We start from the raw sequence: 16,384 nt of genomic DNA on the forward strand, positions 1-16,384 counted from the left end.
CGGGCCCCCGCTCTGCCATGAGGGGTCAGCTCCCCGACGCGTACGTCACGAAGTCCGTCCAAGCTTCCGGGGCGAAGCCCAGGCGGGGGCCCTCGGTGTTCTTGGAGTCGCGGACGTGGATCGTGCTCCCACCCCTGCCACCGTTCCGCGCCCCGCAGTCACCACCAGCGGTCCTGTACCCGGTCCGGAACTGCCGCGCCTGCGACCGCGGCTACCGCGGCCCTGATCCCCTCCGCTGCGACGAATGCGCGACCAGCGGCAGGGCGGACCCGGCAACGGGCCGACTTCCCGAAGTCACCAACAGACCCGAAGCCGATCCGGCAGGATGAATCCCCTTTCACCCGACAGGACCTCCTGTGCCGCCCTCTTTCGCCGCGAACGGATTTCTTCCACTGGGCCGGTACTCCGTCTCCTTCGACGAGGCGGAGGCGATGCTGGTCAGCGCCCCGGAGTTCGAGGACTCCTCGACCCGCACAGAGCTGTGGGGCGGCCTCCGCAACTATCTCGATCCCTTCCTCACCCTGGAGGACACCTACGCAGTTGCGCTCGGTGGCCTTTCGCTCATCCACAGGCTGTGGCTCGGCGGCAGCTTCGTGAGCACCAAGCTCGATCCCGGGAACATCGACGCCACGCTCCTGATCGACACACGCGCCGAGCGGGCCGTACGCGGGAAACGGGGGGCGAAGTGGCTGACAACCGCATTTCAGAGCCGCGCCAGGATGAGAGAGAAGTTCGGCGTCTCACCGCTCCGCATCGGGTACCAGCCCGTTGCGCATATCTTCGAGCCGGAACGCTTCACCCCGGAGGAACGGACATACTTCACCCAACGGGGCGTGTGGGACGACTGGTGGCAGCGCTGCCGACTGCCTGACCAGGACAACCGCTCACCGTCCGAAGAGAGTGCCACCCCGGCACGCGGCTATCTGGAGGTGCGACTGTGACCGGCGACAGCTGGCGTGAACGCAGGCGCGCGCTCCTGGGAGACGACCCGGCCGAGGCCGAGCGCGCCGCACGACTTCTCGACGAACTGGGCACCGACGACCGGGACGACGAGGAGATCGAGGCGGAGCACCGGGCGAGCCGTCTGGCCGCAGCACGCGAGTACGCGCCCGACGCCCGGCTGGACGAAGAACTCCAGCTCCGGCTGACCGGACCGGAAACCGACGGTGGTGCGCTCCGCTTCCAGTGGGGGGACGCACTGCTCGAACCCGTGGAGCACATGGTCTCCGTCGCGGCGGGTACTCCCGTGCAGCTGGAACTCACCGGGATCTCCACCGGCAGCACCATCGTGCACGCCCGTCCCGTCACCTCCCGCACCGAGTCGGCGGATCCCGATGCCATCGACGTCCCCGCCACATCCGCCGCCTCGACGGGGCTCGGCACGCTGACCACACTGCTCGACGCCTTGGAGGCCGAGCACGACATCCGCGCATGGGCGCGGCTCTTCGACGCGGTCGAAGCGGTGTCACGTGCGCTGGGCCGATACGAGCTGGACCTGGGCGTGACCTGGTACGACGCCGAAGGGCAGATGAGCCGCGCGCGGCTGACGGAGCGGGGCAGGCGCTATGTGAAACGACTCCGGGAGACCAATGACCTCGACCAGGAGATCACCATCTCCGGCCGCATCACGGAGTTGCGCGAAAGCGGCATCGTGAAGGTCAAGACGGGCACAGCCAAGAACGCACCCGCCTTCGAGGTCCGATTCGAGGAACCCGAGGAACTGCTGCGCATGCGGCCCGGCCTCGGAGACAACGTCCACTTCCTGGTCCGCTTCCGCCAGCAGCTGGACTCCCTGGGCATCGCTCGATCCGCCGAGTACACGTATCTCGGCCAGGCCGCCGAACAGACATCGCTGCCCTTCGAGCCATAGGCAACGGCTACACACGTCGGGAAGAAGCAACCCGTATGTCCAGGTGTGCGTCTCTGTGTGCATGGCACTGTTCGGAAACGCGCACACCGTCAATCCCGGCAAGGCCCAGCAGGACTACGGACGTCTACTGGGTCACGGGGAGCAGGTTCACGCCGCGTTCCTGCTGATCCGCGACACCATCCTGTTCACCGACCGCCGGCTGATCCTGATCGACAAGCAGGGGATCACCGGCAAGAAGGTGGAATACCACTCGATCCCGTACCGCAGCATCACGCACTTCGCGGTCGAGACGGCCGGTCACTTCGACCTGGACGCCGAGCTGAAGATCTGGCTCTCCGGCACCCACGAACCGATCGAGAAGACATTTACCAAGGGCGTGGACATCTACGAGGTACAGGCGATCCTCACGCAGTTCGTGGCCCGCTAGGACCACCGGAAGGAGTGAGCGGAACAAGTGGAGCAGCTTGCGCGGGGCGCCCGAACCGCTCTGGTGCACGCCGAGTATCACCTCTTCCAGATCTCGGATCCGGCGGGGCCCGTGGCCGATGACCTCGACGTGTCTCACAACGGTCTCGTGTCGGCCGTCGGCGGAGCCATCGAGGTGTCGACCGGGATCCACACCGGCAACGTCCGGGTGAGCGTCGAACTGCATGCCGTACAGCCCGAGCCCGCCGCGGACTGGGAGGAGATCGCCGAGATCTCCTGGCGATCCCTGTCCGGAGAAGCGCTGGTGGCTCCCCTCATGGACGACCCCGTGGACCTGCCCTCACTGGCCTCGCGAGGGCCGGGCCGCTACCGGTTGCGCGTCCATGCCCGGGGCAGGGACACGGCTGTCGACCGGACAGTGGTGGATGGGGTCGTGGAGTCCTATCTCCTCCAGATCTGGCCCGCGGCCCACCAGGACGCTCTTCTGGTGCGGGCGACCGACGCCTACGGGGCCCACCTCCGGGCCCAGGACGCCGACGACACGATCGTCATCGACCAACGAAGACTCTCTCAACACCCGGACCGGCCGGGAACGCGACATCCTGCGCTCCCACCGGAGCCCAGAAGCCTGAACTCCGGTGCCACCGACGCTCTTCCCAAAGAAACACGAGGGGGAAAAGAAACCTCACCAAGCCCCACCCCTCCCGCCCACGGCGCACGCTCACTCGGGCGAGTGAACATCACCAACTCAGCTGGCTTCGGGACGGGTTGCCTGCTCTAGGCTCAGCGCGGCACCGCACAATCGCGGCACCGCACAATCGCGGCAGCCACACAACCGCAGACATGCAACGGCCCCCGCCGGGACGGCAATCCCAGTGCGAGGGCCTGACCACCGAGGAAGGCAACAACTTCCTGATGGATACGCAGAACCCTAGCGTGCGTCCGCACGCCCGGACCCGAACCACGGGCAAAAACCACCCCCGCCGGAATGCCCACGCGGGTGGCGTCATCCACGACAACTCCCGCCACACCACCCGCTTCACAGTGGTCGGCAACCACCTCGCCCAGCACCCGGAGCTGTCCGCGCTGGCCATCGGACTCGCCGTTCACATCCAGCCGCTCCCCACCGGCGCCCGCATCGACATCAGGACGCTCGCCGACCGCTTTCCGGAGAGCCCGGCCCGGATCGCCGCCGCCCTGCGCGAACTGGAGACCCACGGCTACCTGCGCCGCACCCGCGAACGCACCGAGAACGGCCGGATCGTCACCCGCACCGTCTCCTGCAACCAGCCGGGTCGCCAAGGGGACGCGCCCGACGACGCACGCGCACGTCCGGCCGAGTCCTCGGCCCGGCGAGCGGCCGGACAGCGGAAGCAGCCCCCGCGCCGCGCCCTCCCCGCCGTACCGCAGCCCGCGTACACCTCACCCACCCTCCTCCGGACCGCCACCGAGGTGCTGGCCGGCCTCCGCCGCCACGATCCCCGCCTGCTCCTCTCCGCCACCGACGCCGAACACCTCGCCCCCGGTGTCGTCGCCTGGCTGGAGCGCGACCTCACGCCCACCGCCGTACGCCACGCCCTGACCGACGACCTGTCGAACGAGCCCCTGCGCCGCCCCGCCGCCCTCCTGGCCCACCGCCTCACCAACGGGCTGCCGCCCCTCCCACCGTTCCGGGCCCCCGAGACACCACCGCCGGTCCGGTACCGCGTCCGCGTCTGCACGGACTGCGACCTCGGCTACCGCGGCCCGGATCCGAAACTCTGCCAGGGGTGCGCGGCCCGGCACGCGGTTTCCGCCACCCCCGGCGAGAGCCCCGACATCCCTACCGGCGCGATGCCCCGCAGCGACCAGGCTCAGCCGTGAACGGCGGCAGACTGCCGTGCGCGGGAGACGCACCGTGCTCGTACCCCGTCCGGTTCGCGACCCGGCTCCGCCGTGTTCCCGGGCGGATACTCTGGCCAGGGCACCCTCTGGAGGACACCATGAGCACTCAGACGGACCATGGGCACGAGCTGATCCCCCGTCCCGAGCAGACTGCTGACGCCCTGCGCGCGGCCCTCGCCGTCGTCGCCCCCGGCCGCCTGGACGAGATGCAGAGCACCAAGGACGAAGCCTTCGCCAAGGCCGTCGAGTGGCAGTCACTGAGCCCGGTACGAAGCTGGGTCCTCGTCTGGGCCCGAGACATCGAGATCGCCCGCCGCCCCGATCTGGCCACCCGCCACGCCCGTGCGACGAGTGACCTGGAACACGAGGATCCCGTCGTTGCGCAGGAGGCTCTGCGGGAACTGACCGTCGTCCTGGACGAGGCCATGAAGGCAGTCCGCGCGTGAGCTGGAAGTGGGAGTACGCCTTCGGCGCCGAGGAAGCAGCCCGCACGGCGCCTTCCGGCTTCCTCGCAGGTGTGGAGAAAAGGGCAGACGAGTTGGTCAGGGCTGCGGAGGCGTTCCACGTCCACGGCCGGGCGCACGACGGGATAGACCCGAAGGGCGGGGACATCATCGTTCCTGGCGGCATGTTCACGTACCAGGTCGTCGTGCGCAGCGAGCGGGTCTACGTCGTCCAGATCACCCATCTGGGGTTCTGAGACACGGCGGCTCGGCAGGCGGGTTCCACTGCGGCCCGACCACGAACTCCTCTACGTCCCGCATCCGTACGTCGGCTCGAAGGGTCCCCCCGTACTGCGGGCACGGTGACGCCGCCCGGCCGTCGGAGAAGGGCGACCGGGCGGCGTCACGTACAGAGGGCTGTCTAGGCGAGCACGCCCGCGCCCGTCGTGCCCGTCAGGTCGGTCAGGAGGCCGGTGACGGCGGTTCTGGAGGCCGGCCGTGAGGGCGGGGGCCAGTTGACGGTCGTCTTGAGCTTCGTGGAGTTCGCGGCGTTGTACGCGGCGACGACGTCCGTGGCCTTGCCGTTGACGATGTTGCCGGTGCCCGCGAGCGAGCCCGTGCCGTCGCCGCTCAGCCGCCTTGTGACCTTCGCGTCGGCGGGGATCTTCCAGACGTTGCGCTCGGCGACGACCTGGGCCTTGGCGCGCGAGTCGATGCTGTACTTGGGGCCCGACCTGGGACCGGGAGAGCACGTGGTTCGTGTGGAGCCCCCCTCTTGAAAGGTCGCCGCCCTGATTTCGGAAATCAGGAGGGGAGTTGGCGGCCACCGTGGAGAGCGGCGGCCGCCGGTTGGGGGCCAAGTCCCCGTGGTTGTACGGCTATACGGATCCTGGGTCTCTACGTCTCCTGCGGCTCTACGGGTGTCGGCCGTGGTCACCACCTTGCCCCAGGCATCGTTGCCCTGGGCCGAGATGGAGATGGAACAGGCCGTTGTGGGGAAGCTGCCGGCCATGCCGCCGGGCAACGCGCCGTGGAGAACGGATGAGGCTTCAGATGCCGCATGGCCCCACCGCCCGGACATCCGGGGCCGAGCCCCTCGGGAGGCGAGGTTGCGGTGTCGGTGCCGCCGTACGTCTGCCTGCGCGGGGCGTGCAGGCCTGCGGCGCGTGCGGGGCGTCGAGAACCCGCTACTTGATGTGCGCCATCACCTCCATGAACTCCTTCGTCGGGGAGAACTCGACGACCTCGACGTCCTCCAGGGCTTCCGGCGAGTGGCCGGGGGCCCAGTAGTAGGCCTCTCCCGCCTCGTAGAAGTCTTCGCCGTCCTTGGTGCGCATCCTCAGCCGTCCGCTGACGAGGTGGCCCCAGTGGGGGCACTGGCACAGGTCGCCGGGGAGTCCCTTGAGCGCCGGGGCCATGTCGGTGCCCTTGGGGAGCTTGATGAAGGCGACGGTCATGCCGCCGCCGATCTCCTGGACGCGTACCTCAAGACCGTCGCTCTCGATCAGCACGGGCGTTCCCGTCCGCGTGACTGCCGTCATGATTCCTCCACGACCGGATCACTGCGGGGTCTGTGTGATCTCCGCTTCTCCATCCGGTCTGCGCCCGTCCCGCACACGCCTCGAACCGGGGTGACATGCGTCACGACCGAATTGCCCACGATGGAACCGATCGATCCGTTTCAGTAAAGCGACAAATGCCGACCCTCGAAGCCCCATCCGGCATTTGACGCACAGACGGCGAATCCCCCTGGTCGTCCGGCCCGAAGACGCCCGCGCCGATCCTGTCGGAAGAAACGGCTTTCCGCCTGGTACCAGGGCGGGTTCGGGCACGGGGAGCACCATGGCGACCCACGGGACGGGTGCGCCCTCACCCCCTCCGAGGGTGTCGTCGACGCACCCCGAGGCCAGCACACGTGTTCGTTGCCCGGTGCGGTGAGGGGTCTCCATAATGACCGGGCTCACCAGAGGCCACGGCCTGCCAAGGGGTCGATTGCGTCGAAGTCGGACCATTCAGTGAGGCCACGCATGTCACGCACGAGACGAACGAACAGTCACCGCCGCAAGACGAAACGGTCGGCGGCGCGGCAGCCCAGGTCGACGCGCCGGAAGATAGCCGTCGCCACCGCTCTCGTGGTGGCCGCGGGCGCCGTGGGCATTCCGGCGGCCGCCTGGGTCGGCGGTGTCGGGCCTGGCGACTGGAGCAGTGTGGCCTCCTCGTGGTGGGGAGGGCACAAGGCGGACGCTGATCTTCCCGAGCCCTCGCGCACCCCCTCCGCGTCCGCGACGCCCTCCACCGAGAGCACCCCGGACACCCCGGAGAGCTCCCCGAGTCCGTCCCGTTCCAAGGCCAAGGCGAGCGCGTCTCCCTCCAAGTCCGCGAGCCCGAAGCCCAAGTCCACCCCCGAGGCCGCCAAGACCCCGGCCAGGACCACGCCGCCGCCGGCCCCGAAGGCCACTCAGGCCGACCGTGCTCCCGCCACCTCCTCCGGCAACACGGCTTCCGGGCCCACGGCCCAGGTGCTGAACCTGGTCAACGCCGAACGCGAGAAGGCGGGTTGCTCGCCGGTGACCGTGGACGCCAAGCTCACCAAGGCGGCCCAGGACCACAGCCAGGACATGGCCGACCACCAGAACATGTCCCACACCGGCTCCGACGGCTCGTCCATGAGCGACCGCCTCGCCCGCGTCGGCTACCGCTTCAGCACGGCGGGCGAGAACGTCGCCGCCGGCTACGGCACCGCCGACAGCGTCATGGACGGCTGGATGAACAGCCCCGGCCACAAGGCGAACATCCTCAACTGCGCCTTCAAGGAGATCGGTATCGGCCTGGCGGGACCGGGCAACTACTGGACCCAGAACTTCGGCTCAGAGGCGTAGCCGCCGAGGTGCCGTATGAGGGCGGCGACGCCGTGACGGGTGACGGGGAGTATGCGGGCGAGGTCGTCGCTCTCGCGGAGGAGTATGCGGGAAGGGGACAGGGCGAGTTCGACGCATGAAGCGCCGTCCGAGCCGCCGGCGATCCACACCGCCGAACCCCACCGCACGGACGGCAAGTTCGTCTGGCGCGAGCTCCGGCGATCATCGCCCCGAGGACCGCGGCGAACAACCTCGCCATGGCCGCCTTCTCCGCTCTCGCACACGCCCGGGACATCATGAGCTTCGTCAGCTACTTCCCCGGTCGTGGGACAGTCCGCGAGACGGCTTACCTGGAGGGCGAGGCCAAGGGAGTCCTGCGCGTCCTGGAGGTGCGTGGCATTCCCGTCACCGACGACGTCCGCGAACGCATCACCACATGCTCCGACCCCACCCGAGTCAGCGCCTGGCTCGACCGGGCCGGCACGGTCACTCACGCGGAGGAACGCTTCGCGGAGGACCCGGAGAACTCAGGGGCCGCCGATGCCCCGTCCGGTGAGGGCCTCGTTTGAGCCCCGGTCCGCCCCCTGCGAGGTGATCGGGCCCTCGCGATCGCGGCATCGAGCGGCTGAGTGGCGGTCACGTGTGGCAGCACCGCTGTAGCCGCCAGGCCGACAGGGCCCGGCGGCGATGGCGGACTTCCGGCTCCCCTCTCCGTTCAGCCCTCAGCCCCGGTTCCCACCCCCGCCCGGACCGCCCCCGAAGCCGCCGCCCTCCGGGGCCTCGCCCGCCGTGACCGTGGCGATCTTCTTTGCCGAGCCGAGCTTGCCGGATTCGGCGAGGCCGCCGGTGTCGGAGCCGGAGGTGGAGCCGCCGGAGTAGACGGTGTACTCCTCACCGCTCTCGATCCCGGCGCCCGAGTACACGACGTTCTGGATGGTCTTCGAGGTGACGTACGACGCCACGACCTTCCCGTCCGCGTCGACGATGTGCAGGGTTGTGCCCGCCTCGACCGACGCGTCCAGCGTCGCCGACAGCCAGCCCTGCTCCGACTCCTCGTCCGGTGCGACGACCATGCCCGCGCTGCCTGCCGCGAGCAACGTGCCGCCACTGACGGTGAAGCTGCCGTTGACGTCGAGCGCTCCGTTGCCGCCCATCTCGGGACCGTTGACGACGACCGTGCCGCCGGTGATCTCGGCGGTGCCGTTGGAGTCGAAGCCGTCGCCCTGCGAGTTGAGGACGAGCGTGCCGCCGGTGACCTTCGCGGAGTAATCGCCGACGTTCTCCCCACCGCCGCCCCCGCCGGGACCGCCGCCACCGAAGCCGCCCTGCCCGCCCTGCTCCTCCTCGGACGTCGCCTCACTGCCCGACGCGTTGACGCCGTCGTCGTCGGAGGTGACGTTCGAGGTGCCGCCCCGGACGAGGATGTCCTTGCCCTCCAGGCCCTCGTTGGAGCGGGTGATGTTCAGCGTGCCCTTGCTGATGATGAGGTCGCCCTCGGCGTGGATGCCGTCGTCGCCGGCCGCGAGGGTGACGTCGGCTCCGTTGAGGTGGACGGCCGCGTCGCCGTGCAGCGCGTCGGCGGAGGCGGAGACGTCGACCGTGCCGCCCTCCAACACCGTGATCACGCCGGACTTCAGGCCGTGCGCGGAGGTGTCGTCGGAGGCCTCGCTCTTCACGATGAGCCTGCCGCCGGTCACGACGAGATCCGTGGCGGCGTCCACAGCGTCACCGTTCGCGCTGACGGAGAGCGTGCCGCCCGCGACGGCGATGTAACCGGCGTCCTCCTCGTCCGCGTTGTCGGACTTGAGTCCGTCGCCCTTCGCCGTCACGGTGACGGTGCCGCCGTTCACCACCAGGTAGTCCTTGCCCCGGATGCCGTCGTCGGCGGCCTCGACGGTGATGTTCCCGCCCTCGACGACCAGGCCGTCCTTGCCGGCGATCGCGTCGTTGCCGTTGCCCGTCACGGTCAGCGAGCCGCTGCCGCCGATCGTCAGGTCGCCCGCGCTGTACAGGGCGGCGTTCGCCTCGGCGTCGTCGGCGTAGGAGTCGGTGTCGCTCAGTTTGTTCTCACTGCCGTCCGCGAGGACGACCACGAGCCGCTCCGCCTCGGTCGCGGCGATCGCCGACCCCGAGGAGCTGGAGATGTCGACCCCGTCGAGGATCAGCGTCACGGTCGCCTCGGGGGCGGTGACCACGATCTGGCCGTCGTCCAGGGACCCGCTGAGCAGGTACGTCCCACTGGAGGTGATGGTGACGGTGGAGCCGTCGACGTCCACTCCCTTGCCGTCGGCGGAGGCCAAGTCCCCCTTCAGCTCGATGCCCACGGCCTCCGACTCGTCGTACTCCGTGTCACCGTCCTCGGCGTGCGTGTCCTCGTTGTCGGCGAGGACGGCCGCCGCGTTCCGCGTCCCGTCCACGGCCGCCGCCGCGCTCGCGCTCGACGACGAGTCGGACGACGCCGCCTCGGAGTCGCTCCCGGAGGAGCACCCGGCCAGCGCGGCGGTCGCGAGGACCACGGAGGCGAGCGCTGCGGCCGCCTTCGTACGGAACCCCCGTGTCCTGCTCTTCCACGAGTTCATACGGATGTTCATGCGGGGCTCCCGTTCAGTGCAGGTGCGGTGGGGAAGTGGCGCCGCAGAACGGGCAGCCAGCGGTTGGCGGGCAGGTCGGGCCGCAGCGCGGCGAGCCCGGTGCCGAACTTGGAGACCGGGCAGGGCCGGTGCCTGAGCGACCACAGCAGCCGGTCGGCGCCCGATCCGGCGCGGCCCGCCTTGGTCTCGACGATGGTCCGCTCGGGGGTGCGCAGCTCGGCGCCGTCGGGCAGCGCCCAGGTCAGGTCGGTGTCGACGGTGACCCGGCTGCCGCTGCCCGGCAGGAAGAGGGTGGTGCGGAGGTAGCGGGTGGTGAGCGCCGGCACCAGGCGGAAGCCGTGGGAGTCGATGCCCGCCACGCGGAGCACGCCGTCGACGTACGCCCGCGCCTCGGGGCCCAGCCGCCCCAGCTCACCGGCGTACGGGACGCGCTGCTTGACGGTGGTGCCGCGCGGGCCGCGCGTCTTGACCTCCAGGAAGTGCTGCCCGGACGCCAGGTAGGTCCGTATCCGCAGCTTGAAGCGGCGTCGGCGGCGGTGGGCGGCGCCCCGGTAGCCGTCCATGTCCGGGGTGTCGAAGTACACGGACCGGTACGCGAACTGCCGCTCGCCGTCGACCTCGAGTACCTGGACGTCCTCATCCAGCCCGCCGAGCACGAGGGGCAGGTCGGTGAGGGGCAGCATGTACTTGCGGTCCAGCCGGGTCAGCAGCTCGGCGCGGTCGACGAGTTCGTCGAGGCCGATGGGAGGCAGCGCCCCGACCACGGGGGCGACGGAGTCCAGGGCCGTCATGCCCGGACCCCCTGCTCCCGCTCGGCCTGGACGCCGACCTCGCGCGGTGCGCGTGGTGCACGCGGTGTGCGCGGGCCCTCGCCGGTGACGAGGTACCGGACGTCGACCAGGGTCATGTCGTTCACCAGGTCGACGCTCCGCACGGAGAGGTTCACCACCCGCCCGCCCAGCAGTACTTCGAGGTGGGCGCGCAGGGCGTCCTCGTCGGTGTAGGCGGCGTCGAGGCGCAGGCTGCGCTGCCGGTAGCGGCCGAACAGCCGCGGATGGTCGCCGACGTACATCGTGGCGACGATCAGCGCCATGAGCAGCGCCGACAGGACGTTGACCTGCTCCGGAAGGCCGGCCAGCAGGCCGAGGGCGAGCGCGGAGAAGTAGTACGCGATCTCGTGCTGGGCGATCTCGTCGGACCGCAGCCGGATGATCGACAGGACGCCGAACAGCCCCATGCCGAGGCCGATGCCGACCGACGACGAGCTGAGCGTCATCGCCACGGCGAGGACACCGACGTTGACGCCGAGGAAGGCGGCGATGAGGTCCCGGCGGTGGTGGCGCGGGAAGTAGACAGCGAAGGTCAGCACGGAGATGGCGGCCAGATCGGCGACCACGAGAAGGGTCTGGTCCATGTCAAAGGACGATCGTGGGTCACCCTTTGAGCGCGCTGTGCCTCGCCTTATCTGCACTTGAGAAGTTCCACGGGCCAACGGGGGGTGAACCCGGCCGCCCTGCGAGGCCCGCTCGGTCGCCGCCCGCGCCCTCCGATCGGACCGTCTCGGCGAGCGTCCGTCCGGAGGTCACGGCGCAATGGCCTGGGCCCGACGAGTCCCATGGACGCCGAAACCCACCCCTGCTCCGATTCCCCCGATGGGGTGGCAGGTGATCCGGTCCGCACCCGCCCGGCGCCCGTCCTGCCCTACAAGTAGCTCCGCCGGTAAGGCAGTTGGAGTTTGAAGAGTCGGATCAGAAGGAGGCACGAGTGGTGCGACGGGACAGGGCGCGGACGATGGCCGCGGCGACCGCGGCGGCGACGCTGGCGCTCACCCCGGGGGCGGCCCAGGCCGTCGGCCCCCGGCCCCCGGTCGTGGAGACGATCACCCCGCTCACCGCGACGGGGGCCGGGGTGACCGGTGCCGGAATGGCCGGGGTGACCGGGGTGTGCGGAGTGACCGGCGTCGAGGTGACCGGAGCCGGGTCGGTGGCGGCGGCGACCCCGACCGCGCCGAAACCGGAGATCAAAGGCTTCCTGACGGTCGTCAACCAGGCTCGGGCGGACGTCGGCGTCCCCCCGCTGGTCTGGGACGAGTCGATCGCCGCGCAGGCCCGCTCCTGGGCGAGGGTGCGGGTCGCCGACTGCGCGCTCGTCCACTCGAACAGCCGCTACGGCGAGAACCTGGCCAAAGGCTCGAACCCCCGCTACTCGCTGGCGGACGCGGCCCGCCTCTGGCTCGACGAGAAGTCCGCCTATTACCACCCCTCCAACTCCTGCGTCAACGACCGGGAGTGCCTGCACTACACCCAGCTGGTCTGGCGTGGCTCGACCCGGGTCGGCGCGGCCAAGGCGAGGTGCGGCAACGGCTGGACGTATGTGGTGGCCAACTTCGACCCGCCGGGGAACTGGGTGGGCCGACGGCCGTACTGACCGGGGAAGGACCGCGGGGGCCGTGATAATCCCTCCATGGCCCCACCCCCGCCCCCACCCACACCCCTCCCCGAACAGCTCCAGCAGCTCCTCGACGACGTGCTGGCCGTTGGCGCCCCCTACGGGCTCGCCCTCACCGGCGATCACGCGGCGCAGGCGCACGGGCTGGTCGAGGCGCGGCCGCCCGGCCGGGACCTGGAGGCGGCGACGGAACACGCGGCGCCGATGGAGGAGATCGCGGCCGCGGTCCACGCGGGCCTCGCGGAACGCGGCTGGCTGGTGCGCACGGTGGAGACGGCCCCGCTCAGCTCCCGCCTCCTCGTCACCGACCCCACCACGGAGGAGGAACGCGTCCTGGACCTCCTGAAGGAGACCCTCTGGCACCCGCCGGTGGAGACTCCGCTCGGCCTCGCCCTCTCCCTGGAGGACGTGGTCGGCGCGAAGGTCCGGGCCGTGGCCGACCGGGGCACGGCCCGCGACCTGATCGCCGTGCACGCGGCCACCGCCCACTGGACCGTCGTCGAACTGGAGGAACTGGCCCGCCGCCACACCTCCGCCACGTCCACCGCGTTCGACCTCGCCGACCTCCAGGCCCGGCTGGAGGGCACCGAGTGGCTCGACGACCGGGAATTCGCTCGCCACGGCCTCGACTCCGACGCCGTCCTGGAACTCCGCCGCTGGGCCCAGAGCTGGGCCGGCGACATCGCCGAACGCCTCCTGGAAGAAGAGGCCCTGACCTCCCCGCCGGAGGAGGAACCCGAATGACGGGCACCCTCCTGAGCCGGAGCCCCTTCAGGGGCGCGGGGATCCGCGCGGAGCACCACGACGGACGCGCGGCCGCCCCCGCGCACGCACCCACCCCACGTGCACGCACCCACACCCCGCGCACGTGATCCTCAGGTCACCGCCGTGATCACCACCACCGTCGTCACCATCGTCGCCGCCGTGAGCGCCGCCGCCGTCGCCGCCGCGGTCTCGGCCATCCGGCGCAGGGCGGGGTCGGCCCAGTGCCGCTCCGCGATGTCGGCCATGCGCCGCCGTACCGGTGAGTCCTCGGTGTCGGCGTCCGGGAAGGCGAGGGTGTGCAGGTCACCGTGGTGGAGCAAGCTGATCAGGGCTGCGGTCCGGGGATCGGGTTCGGCGCCCTCCAGCACCACCTCCGCCAGCCGCCCCCGCAGGGCCGACTCCACCGTGCCGTCGGCCTCCGGATACCGCGTCGTGCGGAAGACGAGCAGGACCCGGCGCTTCTCCTCCCGGATCAGTCCCTTGTCCAGGACACCCCGCAGCGCGGCCTCGTACTCCGCCGTGCTGTGCTCGTGGATCCACTTCCCGACGTCGTCCGGCAGGCCCACCCCGCCCTGCCGACCGGCCCCCTCGGCTCCCTCGACCGCGGGGTCGCCCGCACCCGACAGGGTCCGCTCCAGCAGGCTCGCCGCCGCGATCGCGTAGGGCGTCCGCAGGGGAAGCCGGGCCTCACCCGTGGTGTCGTCGAGCGAGAGGAGGAGGATCTCCTCCCCGAGGGTCGTGGGGGCGGGCGCCGGCGCGGGAGTGGAGTCGATCGACATGGTCATGATCGGTACGACGTGTGCGGCCGACCGGGAGTTCCGAAGAAGCGAGTCGAGGCCCCACTCCACTCACCATGTCGTGCGAGCCCCGCACCGGCGGCCTGCTCGCCACGCTCGCCGCCACCCGCCCTGACGCCGGTGCCCGACCGGCCGGAAGGTCACGAGGAGGCGGTGACCGACCTGCTCGCGGCGCTGCGGGACCGGCCGGACTTTCGCACGACCCGGCTGACCCGGTCGAGCGGCCTGCCGATCGCCGCACGGCCCGACGCCACCGCCGTCACATCCCCCACCCCCTCCCCCTGACCACCGCCACCAGACCCCGAGCCCGCGCCCGACCCTGACCCCGGCCCAGCCCCCGATCCTGACCCGGGATCCGACCCTGGCCCCGCGTTCGAACCCGCACCCGCACCCCCGGCAGGCCCCGCACCCCCGCCCCCACCCGCCCCCGCGTCCATCCCCAACGCCGCACGGGCCTCCCGCACATGGCGCAGCCCTTCGACCGCCGTCCGCGTGACCCGCGCGTACTCGTCGGACGTCCGGGCCGTCCTCAGCTGGGCACGGGCGGTGCGGAGGCGTTCGGTCGCGTCGGTCAGGGACTCGGCCGCGCAGCCGCCCGCGCGCGCCTGGGCCCGTACGTCGATACCGGCCAGGCTGCCGCCCAGCCGGACGACCCAGCGGTTGGCCTCGGCCTCCGCGTCCAGGCCGGCCGACGGACTCGGATCCTCCACGGACCGCCGCCGCGCGACGATCACGACCACCGCCCCGACGATCAGCAGCACTGCCACCAGCACGACCAGCTTCATGGCCTCCTCCAGCATCCCGACGTTCCGTCCCGCGGACCCGTGGACGGCCTGCGTCCCGTACAGGGCCTACGTCCCGTACGGGTACCTCACCCTGTACGTCCCATCACACCCCTTCCCGCTGTGATCGCCCGTCGAGAAACCTGTGCGTCCCCTGATGACTTCCCCAGCGGGTGCCCCGTCGCGAGGACGCGCGCAGGGCGAAGGCCCGGAACCCAGGGGGAGGGGGTTCCGGGCCTTCGCGTGCGCCGGGCCGTACGCCCGTCGGCCGCTCGGCGACGGTGTACGCGGGTCGGGGTCAGCTCGCCGAGGCGGACTCCGACGCTCCCGGCTGGACGGAGTCGTCCGTGCCGGTGTTCGTGGCCTCCGGGTCGACGCCGACCGTGAGGGAGCCGACGACACCCTTGGCGATGTCGTTCTTCCGGTACTTCAGCTTCAGCAGTCCGCCCTGGGTGCCGCTGCCGTCGTAGATGGTGTCGTCGTCGAGGGTGGTGCGCTCGGTCGTGGAGGTCGCGTACGGCTCGACCTCGGCGGAGGCGAGGACGGACTCCTCGTCGAAGAAGAACTGGCCGGTGTGGCAGGTGGTGCCGCCCTCGTAACCGGCGTCCGTCCACTCGCCGTTGACGTGCACCTTGGTGTGGATGTGCACGCACCGGCCCCGGTACCAGCCGGGGAAGATCGTCGTGAAGGTGACGCGGCCCTGCTTGTCGGTCCTCCAGGTGCCGCGCAGATAGCGGGTGTCACTGGTCGGCTCCTCGTGCCCGCCGCCCCCGCCCCCACCGCCGGCCGGGGGCTCCCCGGTCGGGGTGCCGGACGGTACGTCCGTCGGAGTTCCCGAGGGCGCGTCGGTGGGGGCGGTGCCGCCGCCCTCGGAGAAGCTCTCGTAGCCCGAGTAGAGCCCCAGCGCGTCGCAGTGCCAGATGTCGACGGCCGCGTCGCGGATCGGCTCGCAGGTCTCGGAGTCGATCACCTTGAGGCGCAGGGTGAGGGAGATGCCCTCCTTGTCCTCGGTGATGTCCTGGCGGAGCTTGTCCGCGTCGATGTAGTACGGGCCCTCGGTGGTCTCCGACGTGAGCTTGTAGCACTCCTCCCCGGCGCTCGCGCCGGAGGAGGCGAGGGGCTTTCCGCTCGCCTTGGCGGTGCCCGTGGTGGTGCCCGCGCTCGCGGTCGCGACGACCGCTCCACCCACACCCACGGCGGCCACGGCGCCCGCGCCCGCCACGACGACCTTGCGGCGCGTCAGATCCCGCTTGTGCCTCGGCCCCTGGGCCTTCTCGTTTCCCGTCTGATTTCCCGTCATGGCCAGGAAACTAGGGAGCCGGGCTGTCAAGGCCATAAGAAGGGGCTGTGGTTTGTCCCGCATTTCTCCGGCTGGGGAAAAGCGGCTGGAATCCACCGCCCCTTCACTCTGCCGCTCCGTCCGCCAGGTGCCGCGTGGACGGCGCGTCTCGCCGGTCGGCTCCCGATGGCCGCGGGCCGTTGCCCGTCTTCGCTCTCCATGTGGAAACCCCGTACGCAAA

Annotated in this window: 20 protein-coding genes and 2 pseudogenes; 12 read left to right on the plus strand and 10 right to left on the minus strand. The window is 70.9% G+C overall.

Going from position 1 to position 16,384, the window contains the following annotated elements; translation table 11 throughout:
* Window positions 1–25: 25 nt before the first annotated feature.
* Window positions 26–124: pseudogene (locus P8T65_RS22515) on the minus strand (DUF397 domain-containing protein); the annotation flags it as partial.
* A gap of 232 nt (window positions 125–356) precedes the next feature.
* Here P8T65_RS22515 and P8T65_RS22520 point away from each other — a divergent pair.
* From P8T65_RS22520 to P8T65_RS22550, 7 genes are all read left to right on the plus strand, one after another.
* Window positions 357–941: a DUF6932 family protein gene (locus tag P8T65_RS22520; protein ID WP_316727095.1), complete on the plus strand. Its 585-nt coding sequence runs from the start codon at window positions 357–359 to the stop codon at window positions 939–941.
* Window positions 938–1,870, plus strand: a complete 933-nt coding sequence (locus P8T65_RS22525; RefSeq protein ID WP_316727096.1) for a hypothetical protein — start codon at window positions 938–940, stop codon at window positions 1,868–1,870. Before P8T65_RS22520 ends, P8T65_RS22525 begins: the two co-directional genes overlap by 4 nt.
* Before the next feature lie 61 nt (window positions 1,871–1,931).
* Complete coding sequence (locus P8T65_RS22530; RefSeq protein ID WP_184906220.1) at window positions 1,932–2,297, plus strand: PH domain-containing protein; 366 nt, start codon at window positions 1,932–1,934, stop codon at window positions 2,295–2,297.
* Between the two features lie 27 nt (window positions 2,298–2,324).
* A complete protein-coding gene (locus P8T65_RS22535; RefSeq protein ID WP_316727097.1) occupies window positions 2,325–3,077 on the plus strand; it encodes a hypothetical protein in 753 nt (250 codons plus the stop codon).
* 134 nt (window positions 3,078–3,211) lie between these two features.
* Window positions 3,212–4,159 (plus strand): helix-turn-helix domain-containing protein, encoded by a 948-nt coding sequence (locus P8T65_RS22540; RefSeq protein WP_316731671.1) that lies wholly within the window; start codon window positions 3,212–3,214, stop codon window positions 4,157–4,159.
* 119 nt (window positions 4,160–4,278) lie between these two features.
* On the plus strand, window positions 4,279–4,626 hold the full coding sequence (locus P8T65_RS22545; RefSeq protein WP_316727098.1) for a hypothetical protein: 348 nt from the start codon (window positions 4,279–4,281) through the stop codon (window positions 4,624–4,626).
* Complete coding sequence (locus P8T65_RS22550) at window positions 4,623–4,880, plus strand: hypothetical protein (RefSeq protein WP_316727099.1); 258 nt, start codon at window positions 4,623–4,625, stop codon at window positions 4,878–4,880. Before P8T65_RS22545 ends, P8T65_RS22550 begins: the two co-directional genes overlap by 4 nt.
* Window positions 4,881–5,044: 164 nt before the next feature.
* Here P8T65_RS22550 and P8T65_RS22555 read toward each other — a convergent pair.
* Together P8T65_RS22555 and P8T65_RS22560 are read right to left on the minus strand one after the other, a co-directional pair.
* A pseudogene (locus P8T65_RS22555) lies at window positions 5,045–5,350 on the minus strand (pectate lyase); the annotation flags it as partial.
* Between the two features lie 460 nt (window positions 5,351–5,810).
* Window positions 5,811–6,164, minus strand: coding sequence for a hypothetical protein (locus tag P8T65_RS22560; protein ID WP_316727100.1), 354 nt, complete (start codon window positions 6,162–6,164; stop codon window positions 5,811–5,813).
* A 486-nt stretch (window positions 6,165–6,650) separates the two neighbouring features.
* Between P8T65_RS22560 and P8T65_RS22565 the strand changes: the two genes are divergently transcribed.
* A complete protein-coding gene (locus P8T65_RS22565; protein ID WP_316727101.1) occupies window positions 6,651–7,502 on the plus strand; it encodes a CAP domain-containing protein in 852 nt (283 codons plus the stop codon).
* Here the strand turns inward: P8T65_RS22565 and P8T65_RS22570 are convergent.
* Window positions 7,469–7,669 (minus strand): DUF397 domain-containing protein, encoded by a 201-nt coding sequence (locus P8T65_RS22570; protein WP_316727102.1) that lies wholly within the window; start codon window positions 7,667–7,669, stop codon window positions 7,469–7,471. The two genes, P8T65_RS22565 and P8T65_RS22570, sit on opposite strands and share 34 nt — an antisense overlap.
* A 69-nt stretch (window positions 7,670–7,738) precedes the next feature.
* Between P8T65_RS22570 and P8T65_RS22575 the strand changes: the two genes are divergently transcribed.
* The gene (locus P8T65_RS22575; RefSeq protein WP_316727103.1) at window positions 7,739–8,050 is read left to right on the plus strand and encodes a hypothetical protein; all 312 of its coding nucleotides are present in this window, start codon (window positions 7,739–7,741) and stop codon (window positions 8,048–8,050) included.
* A gap of 153 nt (window positions 8,051–8,203) precedes the next feature.
* Here P8T65_RS22575 and P8T65_RS22580 read toward each other — a convergent pair whose 3' ends face one another.
* Genes P8T65_RS22580 through P8T65_RS22590 form a run of 3 tightly spaced genes read right to left on the minus strand, consistent with a single transcriptional unit; the run spans window position 8,204 to window position 11,486 of the window.
* Complete coding sequence (locus tag P8T65_RS22580) at window positions 8,204–10,072, minus strand: carbohydrate-binding domain-containing protein (protein WP_316727104.1); 1,869 nt, start codon at window positions 10,070–10,072, stop codon at window positions 8,204–8,206.
* Window positions 10,069–10,863, minus strand: a complete 795-nt coding sequence (locus P8T65_RS22585) for a polyphosphate polymerase domain-containing protein (protein WP_316727105.1) — start codon at window positions 10,861–10,863, stop codon at window positions 10,069–10,071. The genes P8T65_RS22580 and P8T65_RS22585 overlap by 4 nt, the downstream gene beginning before the upstream one ends.
* Window positions 10,860–11,486 (minus strand): DUF4956 domain-containing protein, encoded by a 627-nt coding sequence (locus P8T65_RS22590; RefSeq protein WP_316727106.1) that lies wholly within the window; start codon window positions 11,484–11,486, stop codon window positions 10,860–10,862. Before P8T65_RS22590 ends, P8T65_RS22585 begins: the two co-directional genes overlap by 4 nt.
* A gap of 353 nt (window positions 11,487–11,839) precedes the next feature.
* On the opposite strand from P8T65_RS22590, the gene P8T65_RS22595 reads away from it, so the two are divergent.
* The 3 genes from P8T65_RS22595 to P8T65_RS22605 are packed head-to-tail and all read left to right on the plus strand — an operon-like array spanning window position 11,840 to window position 13,392.
* Window positions 11,840–12,499, plus strand: coding sequence for a pathogenesis-related family 1 protein (locus P8T65_RS22595; RefSeq protein WP_316727107.1), 660 nt, complete (start codon window positions 11,840–11,842; stop codon window positions 12,497–12,499).
* Window positions 12,500–12,535: 36 nt separating this feature from the next.
* Entirely contained in the window at window positions 12,536–13,264 is a 729-nt protein-coding gene (locus P8T65_RS22600; protein ID WP_316727109.1) for a hypothetical protein, read from the plus strand.
* Window positions 13,261–13,392, plus strand: a complete 132-nt coding sequence (locus P8T65_RS22605; protein ID WP_316727110.1) for a hypothetical protein — start codon at window positions 13,261–13,263, stop codon at window positions 13,390–13,392. Before P8T65_RS22600 ends, P8T65_RS22605 begins: the two co-directional genes overlap by 4 nt.
* A 3-nt stretch (window positions 13,393–13,395) precedes the next feature.
* Here the strand turns inward: P8T65_RS22605 and P8T65_RS22610 are convergent, their stop codons facing one another.
* The 3 genes from P8T65_RS22610 to P8T65_RS22620 all read right to left on the minus strand — a co-directional run bounded on the left by P8T65_RS22610 (window position 13,396) and on the right by P8T65_RS22620 (window position 16,164).
* Window positions 13,396–14,070 carry a GPP34 family phosphoprotein gene (locus P8T65_RS22610; protein WP_316727111.1) on the minus strand — a complete coding sequence of 225 codons (675 nt, stop codon included), beginning with the start codon at window positions 14,068–14,070 and terminating at the stop codon, window positions 13,396–13,398.
* Window positions 14,071–14,222: 152 nt separating this feature from the next.
* Entirely contained in the window at window positions 14,223–14,882 is a 660-nt protein-coding gene (locus tag P8T65_RS22615; protein ID WP_316727112.1) for a hypothetical protein, read from the minus strand.
* A 280-nt stretch (window positions 14,883–15,162) separates the two neighbouring features.
* Entirely contained in the window at window positions 15,163–16,164 is a 1,002-nt protein-coding gene (locus tag P8T65_RS22620) for an intradiol ring-cleavage dioxygenase (RefSeq protein WP_316727113.1), read from the minus strand.
* Between the last annotated feature and the right edge of the window lie 220 nt (window positions 16,165–16,384).

Origin of the sequence: Streptomyces sp. 11x1 (genome assembly GCF_032598905.1) — a bacterium.
Lineage (GTDB): Bacteria > Actinomycetota > Actinomycetes > Streptomycetales > Streptomycetaceae > Streptomyces.